General features: G+C 57.5%; 12 protein-coding genes. 3 read left to right on the top strand and 9 right to left on the bottom strand.

Annotated features, from left to right (window positions below; genetic code table 11):
* Position 1: 1 nt before the first annotated feature.
* Genes JRC49_12230 through JRC49_12220 form a run of 3 tightly spaced genes read right to left on the bottom strand, consistent with a single transcriptional unit; the run spans position 2 to position 5,581 of the window.
* Entirely contained in the window at positions 2–1,720 is a 1,719-nt protein-coding gene (locus tag JRC49_12230) for a histidine kinase (protein ID QTE70558.1), read from the bottom strand.
* Positions 1,721–1,753: 33 nt separating this feature from the next.
* The gene (locus tag JRC49_12225) at positions 1,754–3,175 is read right to left on the bottom strand and encodes a phosphoglucomutase/phosphomannomutase family protein (GenBank protein ID QTE70557.1); all 1,422 of its coding nucleotides are present in this window, start codon (positions 3,173–3,175) and stop codon (positions 1,754–1,756) included.
* Between the two features lie 6 nt (positions 3,176–3,181).
* Positions 3,182–5,581: a N,N'-diacetylchitobiose phosphorylase gene (locus JRC49_12220; GenBank protein ID QTE70556.1), complete on the bottom strand. Its 2,400-nt coding sequence runs from the start codon at positions 5,579–5,581 to the stop codon at positions 3,182–3,184.
* 305 nt (positions 5,582–5,886) lie between these two features.
* Between JRC49_12220 and JRC49_12215 the strand changes: the two genes are divergently transcribed.
* The 3 genes from JRC49_12215 (at position 5,887) to JRC49_12205 (ending at position 9,406) form a co-directional block, all read left to right on the top strand.
* Positions 5,887–6,852: a sugar ABC transporter permease gene (locus tag JRC49_12215; GenBank protein QTE70555.1), complete on the top strand. Its 966-nt coding sequence runs from the start codon at positions 5,887–5,889 to the stop codon at positions 6,850–6,852.
* Positions 6,853–6,872: 20 nt separating this feature from the next.
* The gene (locus JRC49_12210; GenBank protein ID QTE70554.1) at positions 6,873–7,820 is read left to right on the top strand and encodes a carbohydrate ABC transporter permease; all 948 of its coding nucleotides are present in this window, start codon (positions 6,873–6,875) and stop codon (positions 7,818–7,820) included.
* Between the two features lie 77 nt (positions 7,821–7,897).
* Positions 7,898–9,406 carry an ABC transporter substrate-binding protein gene (locus tag JRC49_12205; protein QTE70553.1) on the top strand — a complete coding sequence of 503 codons (1,509 nt, stop codon included), beginning with the start codon at positions 7,898–7,900 and terminating at the stop codon, positions 9,404–9,406.
* Positions 9,407–9,513: 107 nt separating this feature from the next.
* Here JRC49_12205 and JRC49_12200 read toward each other — a convergent pair whose 3' ends face one another.
* The 6 genes from JRC49_12200 to JRC49_12175 all read right to left on the bottom strand — a co-directional run bounded on the left by JRC49_12200 (position 9,514) and on the right by JRC49_12175 (position 17,998).
* Positions 9,514–11,958 carry a glycosyl transferase gene (locus JRC49_12200; protein QTE70552.1) on the bottom strand — a complete coding sequence of 815 codons (2,445 nt, stop codon included), beginning with the start codon at positions 11,956–11,958 and terminating at the stop codon, positions 9,514–9,516.
* Positions 11,959–12,019: 61 nt separating this feature from the next.
* Positions 12,020–13,627, bottom strand: coding sequence for an ABC-F family ATP-binding cassette domain-containing protein (locus JRC49_12195; protein ID QTE70551.1), 1,608 nt, complete (start codon positions 13,625–13,627; stop codon positions 12,020–12,022).
* A 101-nt stretch (positions 13,628–13,728) separates the two neighbouring features.
* The gene (gene pepV, locus JRC49_12190) at positions 13,729–15,093 is read right to left on the bottom strand and encodes a dipeptidase PepV (protein ID QTE70550.1); all 1,365 of its coding nucleotides are present in this window, start codon (positions 15,091–15,093) and stop codon (positions 13,729–13,731) included.
* Positions 15,094–15,196: 103 nt separating this feature from the next.
* A complete protein-coding gene (locus tag JRC49_12185; protein ID QTE70549.1) occupies positions 15,197–15,490 on the bottom strand; it encodes a hypothetical protein in 294 nt (97 codons plus the stop codon).
* Positions 15,491–15,663: 173 nt separating this feature from the next.
* Positions 15,664–17,514, bottom strand: a complete 1,851-nt coding sequence (gene uvrC, locus JRC49_12180) for an excinuclease ABC subunit UvrC (GenBank protein ID QTE70548.1) — start codon at positions 17,512–17,514, stop codon at positions 15,664–15,666.
* A 55-nt stretch (positions 17,515–17,569) separates the two neighbouring features.
* The gene (locus JRC49_12175; GenBank protein QTE70547.1) at positions 17,570–17,998 is read right to left on the bottom strand and encodes a hypothetical protein; all 429 of its coding nucleotides are present in this window, start codon (positions 17,996–17,998) and stop codon (positions 17,570–17,572) included.
* Between the last annotated feature and the right edge of the window lie 108 nt (positions 17,999–18,106).

Here is an 18,106-nt window from a genome sequence, read left to right as displayed (position 1 = left end):
TTCAGGGAATCTCCCGGGGGATCACGATACTGACCGTGGTCTGCCCGGGGGTGTCCGTATCCACGCGGATCTCTACCGATTCCCCGTAGATCAGGCGCAGTCTGTTCACAATATTGGCCAGGCCCAGGTGCTTTCCGGTGGGCTGTCCGTGTAGGGCCGCCTCGATCCGTTCCCTGTCTTCCTTGCCCGTCTCCCGGCCTGTATTGATGATTTCAATGTGCATGCAGGCATCGTTCAGGGAGCAGCGGATGGTAATCGTACCGCCGCCCGCCGGGGCAATGCCGTGTTCCACCGCGTTCTCCAGCAGCGGCTGGATCGTCAGCAGCGGCAGGATGCCGTCCAGCGCTTTTTCCTCGATCTCCCGGTTCATGGTCAGGTCCGGTCCGAAGCGCTGCTGGATGAAATAGATGTAAGCCTCCGCCACTTCCATCTCTTCCCGCAGGGTTACCAGCCGCCGGTCCTGCCGCGCCATGGTGGCGTTCAGCAGCACGGACAGGGAGGTCACCATGGAGGAAATGCTCTCTGAGCCCTCCATCCGGGCCTGCCAGTTGATATCCTCCAGGGCATTGTTGATAAAATGCGGATTGATCCGGCTCTGGAGCGCCAGGATCTGTGCGTTTTTCAGTTCGATTTCTTCTTTATAGGTCTTGTCAATCAGTTCCTTCAGCCGCAGGGACATCTTGGAGAAGGAGCGTCCCAGGCGTCCCAGTTCATCCCCGCCGTTCAGGGGAACGGTCACGCCCGGTTCGCCTTCCTCAATGCGCCGGCTGGCTGCGGACAGGAGCGTCAGGGGTTTTACAATGCGCCGGCTCAGGTATACGCCGATCAGCACCATGATGGGGATCAGCAGCAGGGCCATCACCAGCAGGAGCAGCCGGAAGGTATAGACCTCGCTGTACTGCTTCCTCCTGTCCATGGTCAGCTGCAGGTTCAGGCTGTTCTCGCTGTCCCCGGCCAGGCGGGTATAATACAGTTCTTTTCCGTCGTCTGTCAATCCCTGGGCCAGATTCACCCATTCGTTCTCCGGATTTCCGCAGTCATCCAGCTGGAAGGCCACCTTTGCGTCCCAGGCCTCTCCCAGTTCATTCAGCGGCTCAAGCAGCTGCTCTTCATTGATGCCCAGGATCAGCATGCCGAAGCGTTCCATCCGCAGGTTCAGCAGGTTCCGCACCAGGTAGATCTGTCCCCCGAAGCGGAAGAAACGGCAGCGGGTGTCCAGTTTTTCTCCCATAACCCGCACGGTATCCGTAAGCTCCTGCAGTTCTCCGGTTCCGCCGATTGTTCCGCCCCGGATATACCTGAGCATTTCAAGATTCTTTACCGGAAAGAAGGCGGCAAAGGAGAGCAGCGATTCCCGGCTGTACTTCCGGTCCAGGTAGCTCCTGCACAGCCGCATGTATTCCGCGTCCCCGATGGTTCCGTCGTTCCATTTCTGCCAGGTGTCCGTCAGTTCCCCGTCATAGGTGGCGTCCCGCGCCAGGTCCAGCGTCCGCTCAATCTTCTGTTCTGTCAGCGTCCAGGCCTGTTCAGCACCGGAAGTGACTGCCGCGCGGGTCTGGTTCTCCAGCCGTTTCAGCAGGAAACCTCCCGTAAAAATCCCCAAAAGGACCACGGGCGTCAGATAGCTGAGCAGCACGATCAGGCCTATCTGGGCACGCAGCGAATGCCGGATGCCGCCAAACAGGCGCTTTTTCGTTTTCCTGCCCGTATCCTTTCCCATGGTCCTTTCCTTTCCCCGGATGTCCCGGAGAGCTTATTCCTCCCACGGCAGGCCGGTAAAGTCTGCCATCTGTTTTACGGTACGCTTTGCTTCTTCTTCGGTCTCCGCCTCGGCGAAAATCCGCACCCTGGGTTCCGTACCGGAGAAGCGGACGATCACCCAGCCTCCGTCCAGGTAAACCTTGCAGCCGTCCAGGTAGCTGACCTTTTCCACCTTCCGGTTGAAAGCGGGCAGCTCTTTGTCCGTCATTATCTTTTTCGCGATCTCTTCCCGTTTTTCCTCGGTCAGTGCCCAGTCATACTCAGCCGTATGCAGTTCGCCGTACTTGTCATACAACAGCTGCAGCAGTTCACTGAGCTTCTTGCCGCTGACGCTGAGCATTTCCACCAGCAGGCTGGCCGCGTACAGGCCGTCCTTGCCGGAGATGTGCCCCCGCACCGTCAGGCCGCCGGAGGATTCTCCGCCGATCAGGGCGTCATGGGCTTCCATGCCCGCGGAAATATGTTTGAATCCTACCGGAACCTCCACGCATTCCTGTCCGTGATCCGCCGCGATCCGGTCCAGCAGATGGGTGGTGGCGATGTTCCGCACCGCCGCACCCTGCCATCCTTTGTACTCCAGCAGGTAGTAATACAGCAGCGCCAGGATTTCGTTTGCCGTCACATAGCGGCCGTTTTCGTCAATGATGCCCAGCCGGTCCGCGTCACCGTCCGTGGCGATACCCACGTCGGCCCTGTGTTCCTTCACCGCGTACTGCAGGTCCACCAGCGTGTCCGGGTTCGGCGCCGGCAGGTGCCGCCCGAAGAAGGCGTCATGACGGTCGTTGATCACGTCCACATCGCAGCGGCAGGTATACAGGATCGTCTGCAGGCCCGTCAGGCTCACGCCGAACATCGGGTCCAGCACAATCCGCAGCCGGCGCTTCCGGATCGCGTCCACGTTCACCTGGCCGAGAATGGAATCCAGGTAGGCATCCCGCGGGTCGATGATCCTGATGATACCGGCAGCCTTGGCTTCCTCAAAGCCCATATCCCGGATCTCATCCTCCCGGATACGGTTTGCTTCTTCCTGCACCGCTTCCGTCACGTCCTGGGCGGCGTCCCGGCCGCCGAAGGTGAACAGCTTGATACCGTTCCAGATGGCCGGGTTGTGGCTGGCCGTCACCATCGCCCCGTAGGGCAGTTTCTTTTCCTTTACGGTAAACATAATCTGGGGCGTCGGGCAGCTCATGTTCACAAAGAACACCTGGATGCCTTCGCCTGCCAGCACTTCGCAGAACCAGATCAGGGCTTCCCGGCTCAGGAAACGCCGGTCATAGCCCACGCAGATTCCTTCCTTTTCCGCGCCTTCCCGCTTCATCCTGCGGGCCAGCGCAGCCGCCACCAGGCGGATATTCGCCCGGGTGAACTCGTCGCCGATGATCGCTCTCCAGCCGCCTGTACCGAACTTAATCATGCCGGATCACTCTCCTTTCAGCTCCACGTCAATGAAGTGGATGCCTTCATCGAAGACAGGAATCTTTTCCACAGGCTTTCCGTCTGCCAGGATCCGTCCCACGCCCTTTTCCACATGGTTGGGGTTCGTTACGTTGATCCGGTATTCCGCGCCGCGCCACTTCCGCACCGCCTCAAAGCCGTCCCATTCCGCCGGGATGCAGGGATCCACTGTCAGGCCGTCAAATCCGGGCCGGATGCCCAGCATGTAGCGGGTTGCCGCATAGTAGGCCCAGCCGGAGGAACCGGTCATGAAGGGATGCCGTGCCCGGCCGTGGGCCGTGTGATCCTTGCCCATGATGAACTGGCAGTAGCTGTAGGGCTCCGCCTGCCGGATTTCCATCTTGTCGTTCTGGTTTTCCGGCAGCAGCGCGTCGTAGAACTTCATGGCACGGCTGCCCCGGCCCAGCATGCACTCCGCCACCCAGGCCCAGGGGTTCGGATGGCTGAAGATAGCGCCGTTTTCCTTGACGCCCGGATAAACCCGGGTCACAAAGCCGATGCTGTCATCCAGCGTGACGAAGGACGGCGCGTTCAGCATCAGGCCCCAGGGGGTGTACAGCCATTCATCCACCGCGTCCATGCAGCTCAGGCCCTGTTCCCGGTCCGCGGCGCCGCTGATCACGGCCCAGGTATTGCTTTCCATATGGACCTTGCCTTCCACTGCCGCCTGGGAGCCGATCGGCGCCCCGGCTGCCGTGAAGCCGCGCAGGAACCATTTTCCGTCCCACAGCTGCTTCCGGCAGGTCTCTTCCATGTGTGCTTTCAGCGCCGTGTATTTTGCTTCATCTTCCTTGCGTCCCATAGCCCGGGCCGCATCCAGGAAGTGGTTCGTCGCCCACACCAGCAGGAAAGCCACCATTGCGCTTTCGCCGCCGCCCAGGTTCAGGCAGTCGTTCCAGTCCGCCCGCAGGCCCTTGGTTACGCCGTGGCTGCCCACCTGTTCATAGGAGAAATCCAGTGCCGCCTTCATATGATCCCAGACGGTTCCGCTGCCTTCATCGGCAAAGGGAATCTCCTGGTCAAAGAAGCTCAGGTCGCCGCTCTCCCGCACGTTTTCCACAATCGCCGGGATCAGCCACAGGGCGTCGTCCGCGCAGGCGTCCTTCAGCCCGTGCAGCATGCCCTTCTTGTCCGCCTCCGGAATCACCGTGGGAGACTTGAAGCCGTCCGTTTCTTCCTTCTCCAGTACTGCCGGATCAAACAGGTGCAGGCCGTAGCCCTGCTTCATCTGTCCGTGCAGCAGCTGCCGGATGCGCTTCATGCACATATCCGGTTCCGCGTGGGGAATGCACATGGCGTCCTGTGCCGTATCCCGGTATCCCAGGCCGGTGCGTCCGCCCACTTCAATAAAGGAGGAGAACCGGGAGAACAGGACGTTCACTTCGCTCTGGTACAGGTTCCAGATGTTCAGGGAGCGGTTCATGTTTTCATGGGGAACCGTCACCTGCAGGCCGCCCAGCTTGGCGTCCCAGAAGCTGCGCAGTTCCGCGAAGGCTTCATCCGTGCCCGCTTCGTCATAGCGCTTCCTGGCCTTTTCCGCAGCGTCGCCCTTGCCGGTGCCCAGGTAGAACAGCACCCGTGCTTCCTCGCCCGGCTTCAGGGTCAGCTTCTTCTGCAGCGCGCCGCAGGGATTGCCGCCCAGTTCATGGGAGGAGGTCAGCTTTCCGGTGCTCACGCCTGCCGGGTTCCGCTCCGTGCAGTAGTTGCCGATGAAGGCTTCCCGCACGCCGTCGTATCCGTCCGGCACAAAGTTGCCGGCGAAGAACTGCCAGGCGTTGGGCTCATAGTGGAGCTCGCAGAGCACCGCGTCGTTCTCGTAGTGGGAACCGGCGGCATACAGGCTCATCTGGAAGTTCTGGTTGTCCATGTCAATTTCATGGAAGGAAAACTCCACATAGCCGTATACGCTGAGGTTCCGTTCCCGGCTGGAATTGTTCCGGATCCGGACGTCAAAAATCTCTACCGGATCTTCCTTCCCGGCTTCCCGGGGAATAAACAGGAGCTGCTCCGCGCTGATGTCCTGGTAATCGCACTTGAAGCGGGAATAGCTCAGGCCGTGCCGCGCTTCATATTTCGCTTCGTCCAGCGGAAGGCCCGTGGGCTGCCAGCTCAGGGACCAGTACTTTCCGCTTTCATCATCACGCAGGTAGACATAGTGTCCCGGCCAGTCCATGGGGACGCCGTTGGGACGGAATCGGGTAATCCGGTGATGCTGCGGGCTGTCCAGCCAGCTGTATCCTCCGGCGTTATGGGATATCACGGTACCCATCCGCTGGGTACCTAGATAGTTTGTCATGGAAACAGGCACGTCGACCCGGTCAATCACGTACTCGCGTGCGGCGTCGTCAAAATATCCGTAACGCATATAGAACCTCCTGCGCTGTATTTTTCATTATAAGCATACCAAATCAAAAGCTCAAGAAGAAGGAACAGGTATGGCATTTTTTGTCTCGGATTGGCATTCTGCTGTCAACCCCTGTCAATGGCAGAAAATCCTGCGGCTTCCGATTATATATATACATACCGTCGTTCCCTGAATCCGTTATTTTTCAATCCTTTGGCCAACAGCGCAACCGGAGTCAAGATTTGACAATAGAGGATAATGACAGAAAATTGTCCTTTTTATAGAATTTAATCACCAGATAAGACAATGAAGGAGGATGAAAGCCCATGACAGCGCTTCAGGCAAAAGACAGGCGTCGCCTCGGGCTCCGCAGCTTCGCCGCCACGAAGAAGACCTTCTGGCTTACCACCATGATGCTGCCCGGCGCCGTCTGGCTACTTCTGATCCGCTACCTGCCCATGTTCGGCATTGTGATTGCCTTTAAGAACTACCGGGCATTCCGTCCCAACACATTCTGGAACAATATCGTCAAGAGTGAATGGGTTGGACTGAAGAACTTTGAGTTCCTGAAATCCCCGGATACGGGCATCATGATCCGCAACACCCTGGGTTACAACCTCCTGTGGATCCTTCTCGGCCTGGTCATTTCAGTAGCCTTCGCGGTCATGATGAGTGAACTGACCACGCGGTTCCTGGCCAAGACGTACCAGACCATGATGTTCTTCCCCTACTTCCTGTCCTGGGTCGTCGCCAGCTACTTCGTCCTGGCGTTCCTGGATCCCACAAGCGGCATGATCCCCTTCATGCAGAAAGCCGCCGGACAGAAAGTGACAAACTTCTATCACGATACCACCTGGTGGCCGTTGATCCTGACCATCTGTAACCTGTGGAAGAACCTGGGATACTCCTCCGTGCTGTACCTGGCCGCCATCACCGGCATCGACACCACCCAGTATGAAGCTGCGGCTGTTGACGGTGCCACCAAATGGCAGCAAATCTGGCACGTGACCCTTCCCGGCATCCGCCCCATGATCGTCATCCTGCTGATCATGAACGTCGGCAAGATCTTCAACGCGGACTTCGGCCTGTTCTACAACGTCCCCCAGAACTCCGGTTCTCTGTATCCGGTCACGCAGGTTGTGGATACCTACGTGTACAGGGCTTACGCCAACACCCATAACCTGGGCATGAGCTCAGCCGCCGGTTTCCTGCAGAGCTTTATCGGCCTGATCTGCATTATCGGTGCCAATTCCCTGGTTCGCAAAATTGACCCCGACAGTTCCCTGTTCTGATTATTGAGGAGGTTCGCCCGATGACAGCTGTTAGTCAATCTGCTAAGAAGAAGATTAAGGCAGGCTCCTTCTCCCTGAATCGCTTCGGCACGGGAACCCAGAGCGTCTTCCACCTGGTGCTGGCAGCATTCTCGCTGATGTGCATTATCCCCTTCATCTTCGTCATCATCATCGCTTTCTCTTCCGAGGAAAGCATTCGTCAGATCGGTTATTCCTTCGCTCCTCTTTCCTGGAGCACCCAAGCCTTCACCTACACCTTCCAGCTGGGGAATGCCCTCTGGAGAAGCTACTTTAACTCCTTCCTGATCACTGCGGTCGGTACACTCCTGAGCGTCTCCATTACAGTGCTGTACGCTTACCCGCTGTTCCGCAGGGACTACAGGTTTCGTAACTTCTTCAACTTCCTCAGCTTCTTCACGATGATCTTCGGAGGCGGTCTGGTACCCACCTTCGTTATCTGCAAGAGCGTTCTGGGGCTCAGCGACAACTACGCCGCCCTGATCGTCCCCATGCTCTTCAGTCCCTTCAATGTCATCATCATGCGGACCTTCCTCCAGACCACCGTCCCGACGGAGCTGATTGAAGCCGCCACCATCGATGGCAGCGGAGAATACTCCACTCTCCTGCGGATCGTACTCCCGGTCGTGAAGCCCGGCATTGCCACCATCGCCCTGCTGGTCTCCCTGGCCTACTGGAATGAATGGTTCCTGTCCCTGCTGTACCTGAACAAGAACATGGAAATCATGCCCCTGCAGTATCTGCTGATGCGGATGCAGCGCAACGCGGACTTCCTGGCCAAGAACTCCTCCATGCTGGGTGCGGATGCTGCCAAAGCCGCGGCACAGCTGCCCTCCCAGTCCCTGAAGATGGCCCTGGTCGTGTTCATCGTAGTCCCGATTGCCTGCGCTTACCCCTTCTTCCAGCGCTACGTGGTCGCTGGTTTGACCATTGGTTCGGTAAAAGGTTAATCGTAATTTAAGGGCACAGCCCTTAAAAATATAGAATATCAGCACCCGGGAAGGTGCTGAAAATAAGGAGGATGACCATGAAAAAGTTCCTGTCTCTCATTCTGACCCTGGCGCTGATCCTGTCCGTGTGCAGCTTTGCCGCCGCTGACGATCTGCCCACCATCACCATCATGTTCCATGGCAGCAACGTTTCCGACGACTCCGCCGTGCTCGAAAAAGTCAACGAGTACATCGCTGACAAAGTCGGCGCGAAACTGGAAGTCATCTGGGGCACCTGGGGCGACTTCGACGAGAAGGCCGTCAACGCCCTGACCTCCGGCGACAAGGATGTTGACATCGTCTTCACCTGCTCCTGGAGCTCTGACGAATACAACAGCTACGCCAAGAAGGGCTACTTCCTGAAGCTGGACGACCTGATCGAGCAGTACGGTGCCGATCTGAAGGCCGCCATTCCGGAAAGCCTGATGCAGGCCGCCACCATCGAAGGTGCTGAAGGCAAGGGCGTTTACGCCGTCAACGGCTTCAAAGACACCGCCACCCAGAACACCTGGGACGTGAACGTCACCCTGCTGACCGAACTGGGCTACACCGTAGACGATCTCATGGCCAAGGGATTCTTCGACTGGGACGAAATCTTCGCTAAGGCCAAGGAAGTCAAAGGCGACAGCTTCTATCCCTTCCTCGTGGAGCCCATGGTTGCCGAGCGTATGGTTACCAACTCCATCATCGTGGCTGGTGACGCCGGTTCCACCAACCTGCTGTCCCTGTACCTGAACCCCGAAGATGTGTCTGCTGACGGCGTCTACGGCAACAAGCTGGTCAACAAGTTCGGCACTCCCGAATACAAGGCCTTCGCTGAGAAGATGCATGCCTACTACGAAGCCGGCTACATCGATCCCGCCCTGTCCGTGGGTGAAACCTCCAACGATTGCCGCACCAACCACCAGAAGGACGCTTCCTACCTGATCGGCACCCAGTCCTACGCCTTCGGCTATGAATACTCTGCCGACGTGCTGGCCCGCGGCGCTGAAATCAAGTTCGTGCCCTGCACCGATCCTTATGTGGACACCACCGCTTCCCAGGGCGCCATGATGGCTATCAACTCCGCTTCCGAGCATCCGGAAGAAGCCTTCAAGTTCCTGGCCCTGCTGAACAGCGACCCGGTTCTCATGACCCTGATGAATTACGGTGTTGAAGGCATCCACTACACCCTGAACGACGAAGGCCTGGTCGTCTTCAATGACGAAGCCCGCGCCACCTACAGCCCCTGGACCAACGGCGTTGGCAACGTCACCATCCTGCCCGACACCGCTTCCGAAGGCAAGGGCTTCCGTAAGTCCTTCCAGGAATACTATGCCGGCGCTAAGGGCATTCCTTCCCTGGGCTTCGTGTTCGACAACAGCCCCGTTGAAAATGAAATGGCTGCCCTGGGCAACGTTGCTGCTCAGTACGCCCTGGCTCTGGACTGCGGCGCTGTCGATCCCGAGACTGAACTGCCCTCCTTCCTGGCCGCTCTGGATGCTGCCGGAATGGAAGCTTACCTGAATGAAGCCAATGCTCAGCTGGAAGCTTACCTCGCCAAGTAACCTCCATACTTTCCTTCGGAACCGCCGGATTTCCGGCGGTTCTCTTTTTATGTGAAAATCCCCTGTTCCGGGTCGGAACAGGGGATTCATGATATTCAGATGAGGCGTTATCCGAGGATAACTTCCACCGCGTGGGTCTTTCCGTCCGCGAAAGCCGGCAGCACATTGCCGCTGATTTCCTTCCCGTCCACGGTAACCTTCTTTACGCCGCGGCAGACATGGGACGGATTCTTGATCTCGATGTCGTAGATCGCTCCGCGGAAGCGGCGGCTGACCTTGTAGCCGTCCCAGGTGTGGGGCACACAGGGATCGATCTTCAGGCCGTCCCAATCAGGCTTGACGCCCAGGATGTAATTACTGATCACGTAGAAGTTCCAGGCCGCGGTACCGGTCAGCCAGCTGTTCTTGGCCTGGCCGAAGTTCTTCGCGTCCTTGCCTGCGATCATCTGGCTGTAAACATAGGGCTCCAGCTTGTGCAGGTCAGAGATCTCCTCGCGCCATGCAGGAGCAATCCGGCTGTACAGGTCGAAGGCCCGGTCGCCGTGGCCTACCACGGTCTCTGCCGCAATAATCCAGGGATTGTTGTGGCAGAAGATACCGGCGTTTTCTTTATATCCCGGCGGGTAGGAACTGACTTCGCCCAGCTCCAGGTGGTATTCCTTGTAGGCGGGCTGCAGCAGCACGATGCCGTGCTCTGTCTCCAGGATGTTGTGGACGCTTTCCAGCGCCTTTTCGGCCATGCCGTTCTCCACGCCGACCCCGGCCATCACGCAGTAGCCCTGGGATTCAATGAAGATCTTGCCGTCCTCGCATTCCTTGCTGCCGACCTTGTTGCCCATCGCGTCATAGGCGCGGACAAACCATTCGCCGTCCCAGCCGTCCTTCTCGATGGCGGCGGTCATGGCGTCAATATCCTTCTGGTAGGCATCCGCCTTGTCGTTGTTGCCCTTGCGGCGCTCAATCGCCACCAGTTCGGGTCCGATGGACACGAACATGCCGGCAATCAGCACGGATTCAGCCACCCGCTCATCCGGCGCGTTGGGATTGGAGAATGTCTGGAAGCTCTCGTCCGGCGTATCGGAATAGCAGTTCAGGTTCAGGCAGTCGTTCCAGTCCGCCCGGCCGATCAGCGGCAGGCCGTGCGGTCCGCGGTTGTTCACCACGTGCATGAAGCTGGCTTCCAGGTGCTCCAGCAGCGTGCCGCAGTCATCCGGATTGCAGTCATAGGGCGTTGCGGCATCCAGGATGCCGAAGTCGCCTGTTTCCTTAATGTAAGCCGCGGTACCGGCAATCAGCCACAGCGGGTCATCGTTGAAGCCGCCGCCGATGTCGTTGTTGCCCTTCTTGGTCAGGGGCTGATACTGATGGTAGCAGCCGCCGTCACGGAACTGGGTCGCGGCGATGTCCAGGATACGCTCCCGGGCACGTTCCGGAATCTGGTGCACAAAGCCCAGCAGGTCCTGGCTGGAATCGCGGAAGCCCATGCCGCGGCCGATACCGCTCTCAAACATGGAGGTGGACCGGCTCATGTTGAAGGTCACCATGCACTGATAAGGATTCCAGATGTTGACCATCCGGTTCAGCTTTTCCTCGGAGGAGGTCAGCGTGTAGGCGCTCAGCAGGTTGTCCCAGTGGGCCTTCAGCTGGGCAAAGGCCTTGTCAACCTGTTCATCGGAAGACAGGGCGGCCAGCATGGCCTTCGCGGGCTTCTTGTTGATGATGCCCTTCTTTTCCCATTTTTCTTCGACGGGCAGTTCCACATAGCCCAGCACGAAGTTGAATTTCTTTTCCTCACCCTTTTCCAGATGCACTTTGATCTGGTGGGCGGCCATGGGCTGCCAGCCGGAGGCAACGGAGTTGCCCATCTTGCCGGTCAGCACGGCCTGGGGATTTTCAAAGCCGTTGTACATGCCCAGGAAGGTTTCCATATCGGTATCGAAACCGTCAATGGGTGTATTCACCGCGTAGAAGGAATAGTGATTCCGGCGTTCGCGGTACTCGGTCTTGTGGTAGACAACGCCGTCTTCCACTTCCACTTCACCGGTGGAGAAGTTGCGCTGGAAGTTCAGCATGTCGTCCTGCGCGTTCCACAGGCAGAACTCCACGAAGCTGGTCAGGATCACGTCCTTGGCGGCGTCGCTTTCGTTCGTCAGGGTCACCTGGTGTACCTCGGCGTCGTAGCCCATGGGCACGAAGCTCTTCTGGGAGGCCTTCAGGCCGTTCTTTTTACCGGTGATGATGGTGTAGCCCATGCCGTGGCGGCAGGAATACTCATCCAGCTCGGTCTTGACGGGCTTCCATCCGGGGTTCCAGACGGTGCCGTTATCATTGATATAGAAATACCGGCCGCCGTTGTCGATCGGCATATTGTTGTACCGGTAGCGGGTAATCCGGCGCAGTCTTGCATCACGATAGAAGCAGTAGCCGCCGGCCGTATTGCTGATGATGCCGAAAAACTTCTCGCAGCCGAGATAGTTAATCCAGGGATACGGAGTCCGCGGCGTATCAATCACATACTCCCGCGCTTTGTCGTCAAAGTGGCCGTATTTCATGGAGCTTTTTCCTCCTGTATAATTGTCCGTCCGAAAACGGTCATTTTTAAGTATAGCACATTCACTTATCCTGTGTAAACGTTTCCTTTGTTTTCTCGAGGTACTCTTCGTAGTTGCACAGGTAGTCAGCAATCGTGCCATCCGGCTTAATCTCAATGATTCTGTCGGCTACTGTGGAGATAAACTGGTGGTCCTGGCTGGTGAAAATCACGTTGCCCGGGAAGTTGATCAGGCCGTTGTTCACCGCGGTGATGGATTCCAGGTCCAGGTGGTTGGTGGGCTGGTCCAGCATCAGGAAGTTCGCGCCGGAAAGCATCATACGGCTCAGCATGCAGCGCACTTTCTCACCGCCGGAGAGGACGTTCACAGGCTTGTACACGTCGTCTCCGCTGAACAGCATCCGGCCCAGGAAGCCGCGCATATAGGTTTCCAGCTGTTCCGGGGAATACTGGGCAAACCACTGCATCATGGTCAGGTCGCAGCCGTCAAAATACTTGCTGTTGTCCTTCGGGAAATAGCTGGTGGAGATGGTCACGCCCCACTTCACCGTACCGCTGTCCGGCTGGATTTCCTCCGCCAGGATGCGGAACAGCGCCGTCTGAGCCTGTTCGTTGCCCACCAGGGCGATCTTCTGGCCCTTGGTCACCAGGAAGGAAACGTCCTTCAGCAGCTGCACGCCGTCCTGCGTGTAGTTCAGGTCCGTCACCTGCAGGATGTCCTTGCCCGCTTCCCGGTCAGGGGTGAAAGCAACCCAGGGATAGCGGCGGCTGGAAGCCGGCATCTGTTCGATGGTCAGCTGATCCAGCAGCTTGCGGCGGCTGGTGGCCTGCTTGGCCTTGGACTTGTTGGAGGAGAACCGCTGGATGAAAGCCTGCAGTTCACGGATCTTATCCTCGCGGCGCTTCTTCTGGTCGTTCATCAGGGCCTGCATGATCTTGCTGGATTCGTACCAGAAGTCATAGTTGCCCACGTACAGCTTCACCTGGTTATAGTCGATATCCACAATGTGGGTACACACGTTGTTCAGGAACCACCGGTCATGGCTGACCACGATCAGGGTGCCGGGGAAATCCATCAGGAAATCTTCCAGCCAGGCCACGGAACGGTTGTCCAGGTTGTTGGTCGGTTCGTCCAGCAGCAGGATGTCCGGATTGCCGAACAGCGCCTGCGCCAGCAGCACCTTGAATTTATCGCCTGCCTGCAGCTCGGACATGAGCATCGTATGCTCTTCCGCCGGAATGCCCAGGCCGGTCAGCAGCGTGGCCGCGTCGCTTTCCGCGTTCCAGCCGTCCATCTCGGCAAATTCGCCTTCCAGCTCAGCCGCCTTTTCGCCGTCCGCTTCGCTGAAATCGGGCTTGGCATAGAGGGCGTCCTTTTCCTTCATGATGTCATACAGGCGCTGGTTGCCCATGATAACCGTATCCAGTACCGGATAGGCGTCATACATGAACTGGTCCTGCTTCAGGGTGCTCATGCGCTCTGTGGGCGGAATGGTCACAGAGCCGGTGGTGGGTTCCAGCTCACCGCTCAGGATCCGCAGGAAAGTGGATTTTCCCGCGCCGTTCGCACCGATGATACCGTAGCAGTTGCCCGGGAGGAACTTCAGGTCCGCGCCGGAAAAAAGCTTCTGTCCGCCGAATGTCAGTGATACATTGCTTACTGTAATCATATTCGTTCATTCTCCTATACTCATACTTCTGTCTTTGTTCTCATTTCCGTGCGGCTGAACTATATATCATTCTGAATTCTTAATTCTGAATTCTGAATTAATCATTCGCCTGCCAGGCGAATTAAGGCGTTCGCGTATATCTTCATGGCCAGCATCAGCCTGTCGATATCCTCGTATTCATCCGCCTGGTGTGCCAGGTCTTCCTCATCCGGGAACAACGCCCCGAAGGCAACGCCCTGCTTCAGCACCTTGGCGTAGGTTCCTCCGCCGGTGGACATGGGCTTTCCTTCCAGTCCCGTTTCTTCCTCATAGGCAGCCAGCAGGCTGGTCACCAGTTCACCCTCTGCCGGCACGTGGTGCGGCGGCTTCTGAACCGCTGCATTCACGTCAAAACCCTTGAGGCTGGCTGCGGCGGCTTCCTTCAGTTTTTCCTGGTCGGCAGTCACCGGGCAGCGCATGTCCAGCGTGCCATACCAGCTGTCGTTTTCCAGCTTCAGGATCCCCATATTGCAGGTCAGTTCTTCGGACACATCGTCCCTGCAGGCACATCCGAGGCTCTTTCCGTCATGCTCAGTGCCGACCGCGTCTGCCAGTACGGCAACCGGTCCTTCAGCGCCCAGCGCTTTCAGCAGCAGGAGCATCATACCGATGGCGTTCCGTTTTCCTTCCGGATAGGCGCTGTGTCCGGGAATACCGGTGGCGGTAATCCATACGCCCTTTCCGGTTACCACCGCCGTATAGGGCAGGCCCGTCTTTTCCGCGTATGCGCTGACTTTTTCAGCAATGTCCGCCCCGCCTTCAACCAGTGCCCTGCATTCGCCGGGAATGACGTTGATCCGGTCTCCGGTGGACAGTTCCAGGATTTTCAGGCCGGCTTTCGCTTCCGGAGCACGCAGTTCCAGGCAGAGCATGCCTTTCTCCGTGTTGATCAGCGGGAAGCTCGCGTCCGGGCTGAATCCCACATCCGGAATCTTTTCGTGCGCGCCGTAGTAGGCCATGTCTTCCCAGCCTTCTTCCTCGTCGCAGCCGAGGATCAGGCGAATGCCCTTCTTCAGCGGAATTCCCGCTTCCCTGATCGCCTTCATGGCAAACAGCGATGCCAGTGCCGGACCCTTGTCGTCGTTGGTTCCCCGGCCGTACATCCGGCCGTTCTCAATCAGAGCCTCAAACGGCGGTTTCGTCCATCCGTCCCCGACGGGCACCACATCCAGGTGACCCAGCACGGCAATCTTTTCCTCGGCGTCGCCCAACGTCACGTCACAGGCATAGCCGTCAAAATCCCGTACCTCAAAGCCCATCTCCCGGGCGTCCGCCATGGCGGTGTCCAGCATATTCCGGATTTCCCGTCCGAAAGGCGCGCCGGCTTCCGCTTTTCCCCGTACGGAGGGAATCCGTATCCAGCGCTGCAGTGTTTCCGTATAAGCGTCCCGATAGCTGTCAATCAGCTCATAAACTCTCTGTTCCATGGTTACTCCTTGTTTTATACGCAGCCTTTGACATATACAGAGGTTAACCTTTAATTCTGAATTCTTAATTCTGAATTCTGAATTAGTTTCCCCTCCTACCTCGTTAGAATGCGTTTCTCGGATCCTGGCTCTTCTTCTTTGGAGCGTCCGGATCGATATATTCAATCTCCAGCTTTTCAAAAGGCACCGACTCAAAAAAAGCGTCCGGCAGGAAACGGGTCATTCCGAATTCATCCCATTCCCGCTCGTTCTTATCCAGCCAGATCGGTTCCGGAAGATCCAGCTCGTGGCAGGCTTCCAGCAGTGCCCTGTGGGCGTCCGCCCGGGTACAGGGAACCGTAGTCTGCCGGTCCGTCCTGTGATGCCGGATCGTCTTTACCCAGAGTGCGGTAGCCATGCGGAGATCCTCCCAGTAATCAATGAATAATGCATATTGCAAAGCTGTTTTTCATCCTGAATCTTTATTCATTCAGGCTTTGGTTGATTATTTGTTATAATTCTGAATTCTTAATTCTGAATTCTGAATTACAACAAATTATTATCTCATGGATTCATATCGTATGGCAACCTTTATTTTTCCGCCCAGGCTCTCACCGCTTCTGCCGTGGCCCGGTTCATGCCGGGTACGCCGGCCAGCGTCTCAAGATCCGCCGCCTTAATGGCTTTCAGGCTGCCAAAGGCCTTCAGCAGGGCTTTCCGCCGCGCCGGACCCACGCCGGGAATATCCTCCAGCTGTGAATGAATGGAGGCTTTTCCGCGCAGCGCCCGGTGATGGATAATACCGAAACGGTGCGCCTCGTTCCGGACGCGCTGTACCAGTTGCAGTTCCGGGGTACGGTGATCCAGCAGGATCGGTTCCTCCGCGTCCGGCAGCCAGATTTCCTCCAGTCTCTCCGCCAGGCCGAACATGGCCGGCGGCTCAATGCCCAGGTCCAGGATCGCCTGCCTGGCAAACCGCAGCTGCTGCGGTCCGCCGTCGATGAGGATCAGGTCCGGCAGGTCTGTAAACTTGCCCTGTTCCGTTCCTTCCTCTTCCTCCCGGGCCGCATGGGCATACCGGCGGCTCAGCGTCTCATACAGGGACGCAAAATCATTGGCTCCTTCCACGGTCTTGATCCGGAAGTGCCTGTATTCCTTTTTCGCCGGTTCACCGTCAATGAATACCACCATGGCCGCCACGCTCTGCACGCCCTGGGTATTCGATATATCGTAGCCTTCAATCCGCCGGGGATACCGGTCCATTCCCAGGATTTTGCCCAGGTTCTTCGCCGCCTCCACCGTCCGTTCCTCGTGGATGGTCCGGCGGGCATTCCGCTTCATCAGGGCGTCCCGGGCATTCTTTTCCGCCAGCAGCACCAGTTCATGCTTTTCTCCCCGCTGCGGCGTGGCAACGGTAACCGCGGATCCTTTCTTTTCCCGCAGCCAGAGTTCCAGCTGCTCCGCTGCCCCTTCCGGCAGCGTCTGGCACAGCACGTTCCGGGGAATCAGGCCTGCCTGCTCATAATACTGGGTCAGGAAGGACGCGATCACTTCTCCCGGTTCCTCCCCGCCTTCCCTTGGCAGCGCAAAATGATCGCCGCCCACCATCCGGCCTCCCCGGACGTACAGGATCTGGATCATCGCGTCCAGTCCGTCCTGGGCCAGGGCGATCAGGTCCTGTTCGCTCCGGTCTGTCCGCAGGGCGATCTGGCGTTCCATCAGCCCCTGCACGTCCCGGATTTTATCCCGGATAGCCGCTGCCTTTTCAAACCGCAGTGCGGCGGCAGCTTCCTCCATATCCTTCCTCAGTTTTTTCAGCACGCCGTCATAGTCCCCGCCCAGGAAACTCAGCACACCCTCCATCATCTCCCGATAGGCTTCCTCCTTGCACTTTCCGGCACAGGGCGCAAGGCACCGACCGATGTCGTAGTTCATGCAGGAACGTTTGGGGCTCTTCGGCGGCAGGACCTGCTTGCAGGAACGGATGGGAAACACATCCCGCACCGCTTCGATCACCTGGCGCACCGCGTTGGCGCCGATGTACGGTCCGAAATACTTGGCTCCGTCCTTTTCCATTTTCCGGCACAGTTCCAGCCGCGGGAAGGGCTGGCGCATGTCCACCTTCAGATAGGGATAATGCTTGTCATCCTTCAGCAGGATGTTGTAATACGGTTTGTGCCGTTTGATCAGGTTGCATTCCAGGATCAGCGCTTCCAGGTTCGTCTCGCACAGCAATATATCAAAATCGTCTATGTGGGCGATCATCGCCGCCACCTTGGGCGTATGCGCCGTATCCCGGAAATAGCTCCTCACCCGGTTTTTCAGGTTAACGGCCTTGCCGACGTAAATAATCTCACCCGAGGCGTCCTTCATCAGATAGCAGCCTGGGGAATCCGGCAGCATCCGGATCTTTTCCTCCAGTTTTTCTCCCCAGTTGATCACTGTCTTTTCCCCTTCCCCGAATGAAAAGAAGCGGGATTCCCGCTTCTGCTCTTGGTTATTCCAGATTGCCTACGATCTCCTGCAGTTCAGACAGTGCTGTCTGGAGAGCGGTTGCGTTTTCTCCCGTAGCCATTCCTGTTGAAAGCACTCCCAGGAAACGGTCTACTTCATTCAGCAGGCTCTGCAGTTTTGCGTCTTCCACAAATGGATGTCCGTTCTCAGTGTTGCTCAGGTTGTTGATTACCCGCATGGCATGGACGTTGCACCGTACGCGTGCAAGGATCTGTGCGGAATCCGCGCCGGCTGTCCGGCTCAGTGAGGCTGTATCCGCATAAGCTTCCTTGCATTCCTTCTGCATCTGGGAAATATAAAGCTTATGGGTGTTGTTCTTACCCTGCAGCATGGGAATGCTGAGCACCAGCAGTGCCACCACCGCCGCCAGCAGCAGCAGGATAATGATGTTTCTGATTCGGTTCCTGTTCATTTGTGAGAGAGACATATTGCCGTCTCCCACCTGGGAATAACGTCTGTACACGGCTTTCCCTCCTTTACCCACATATTCTATCACAAGGGCATATTTCCGTAAAGGGAC

The sequence above is a fragment of the Clostridiales bacterium FE2011 genome, assembly GCA_017569305.1.
Lineage (GTDB): Bacteria > Bacillota > Clostridia > Christensenellales > Aristaeellaceae > Aristaeella.
Note: the sequence above shows the minus strand (reverse complement) of the source record. Positions and strands in the feature narration are given on the sequence as shown.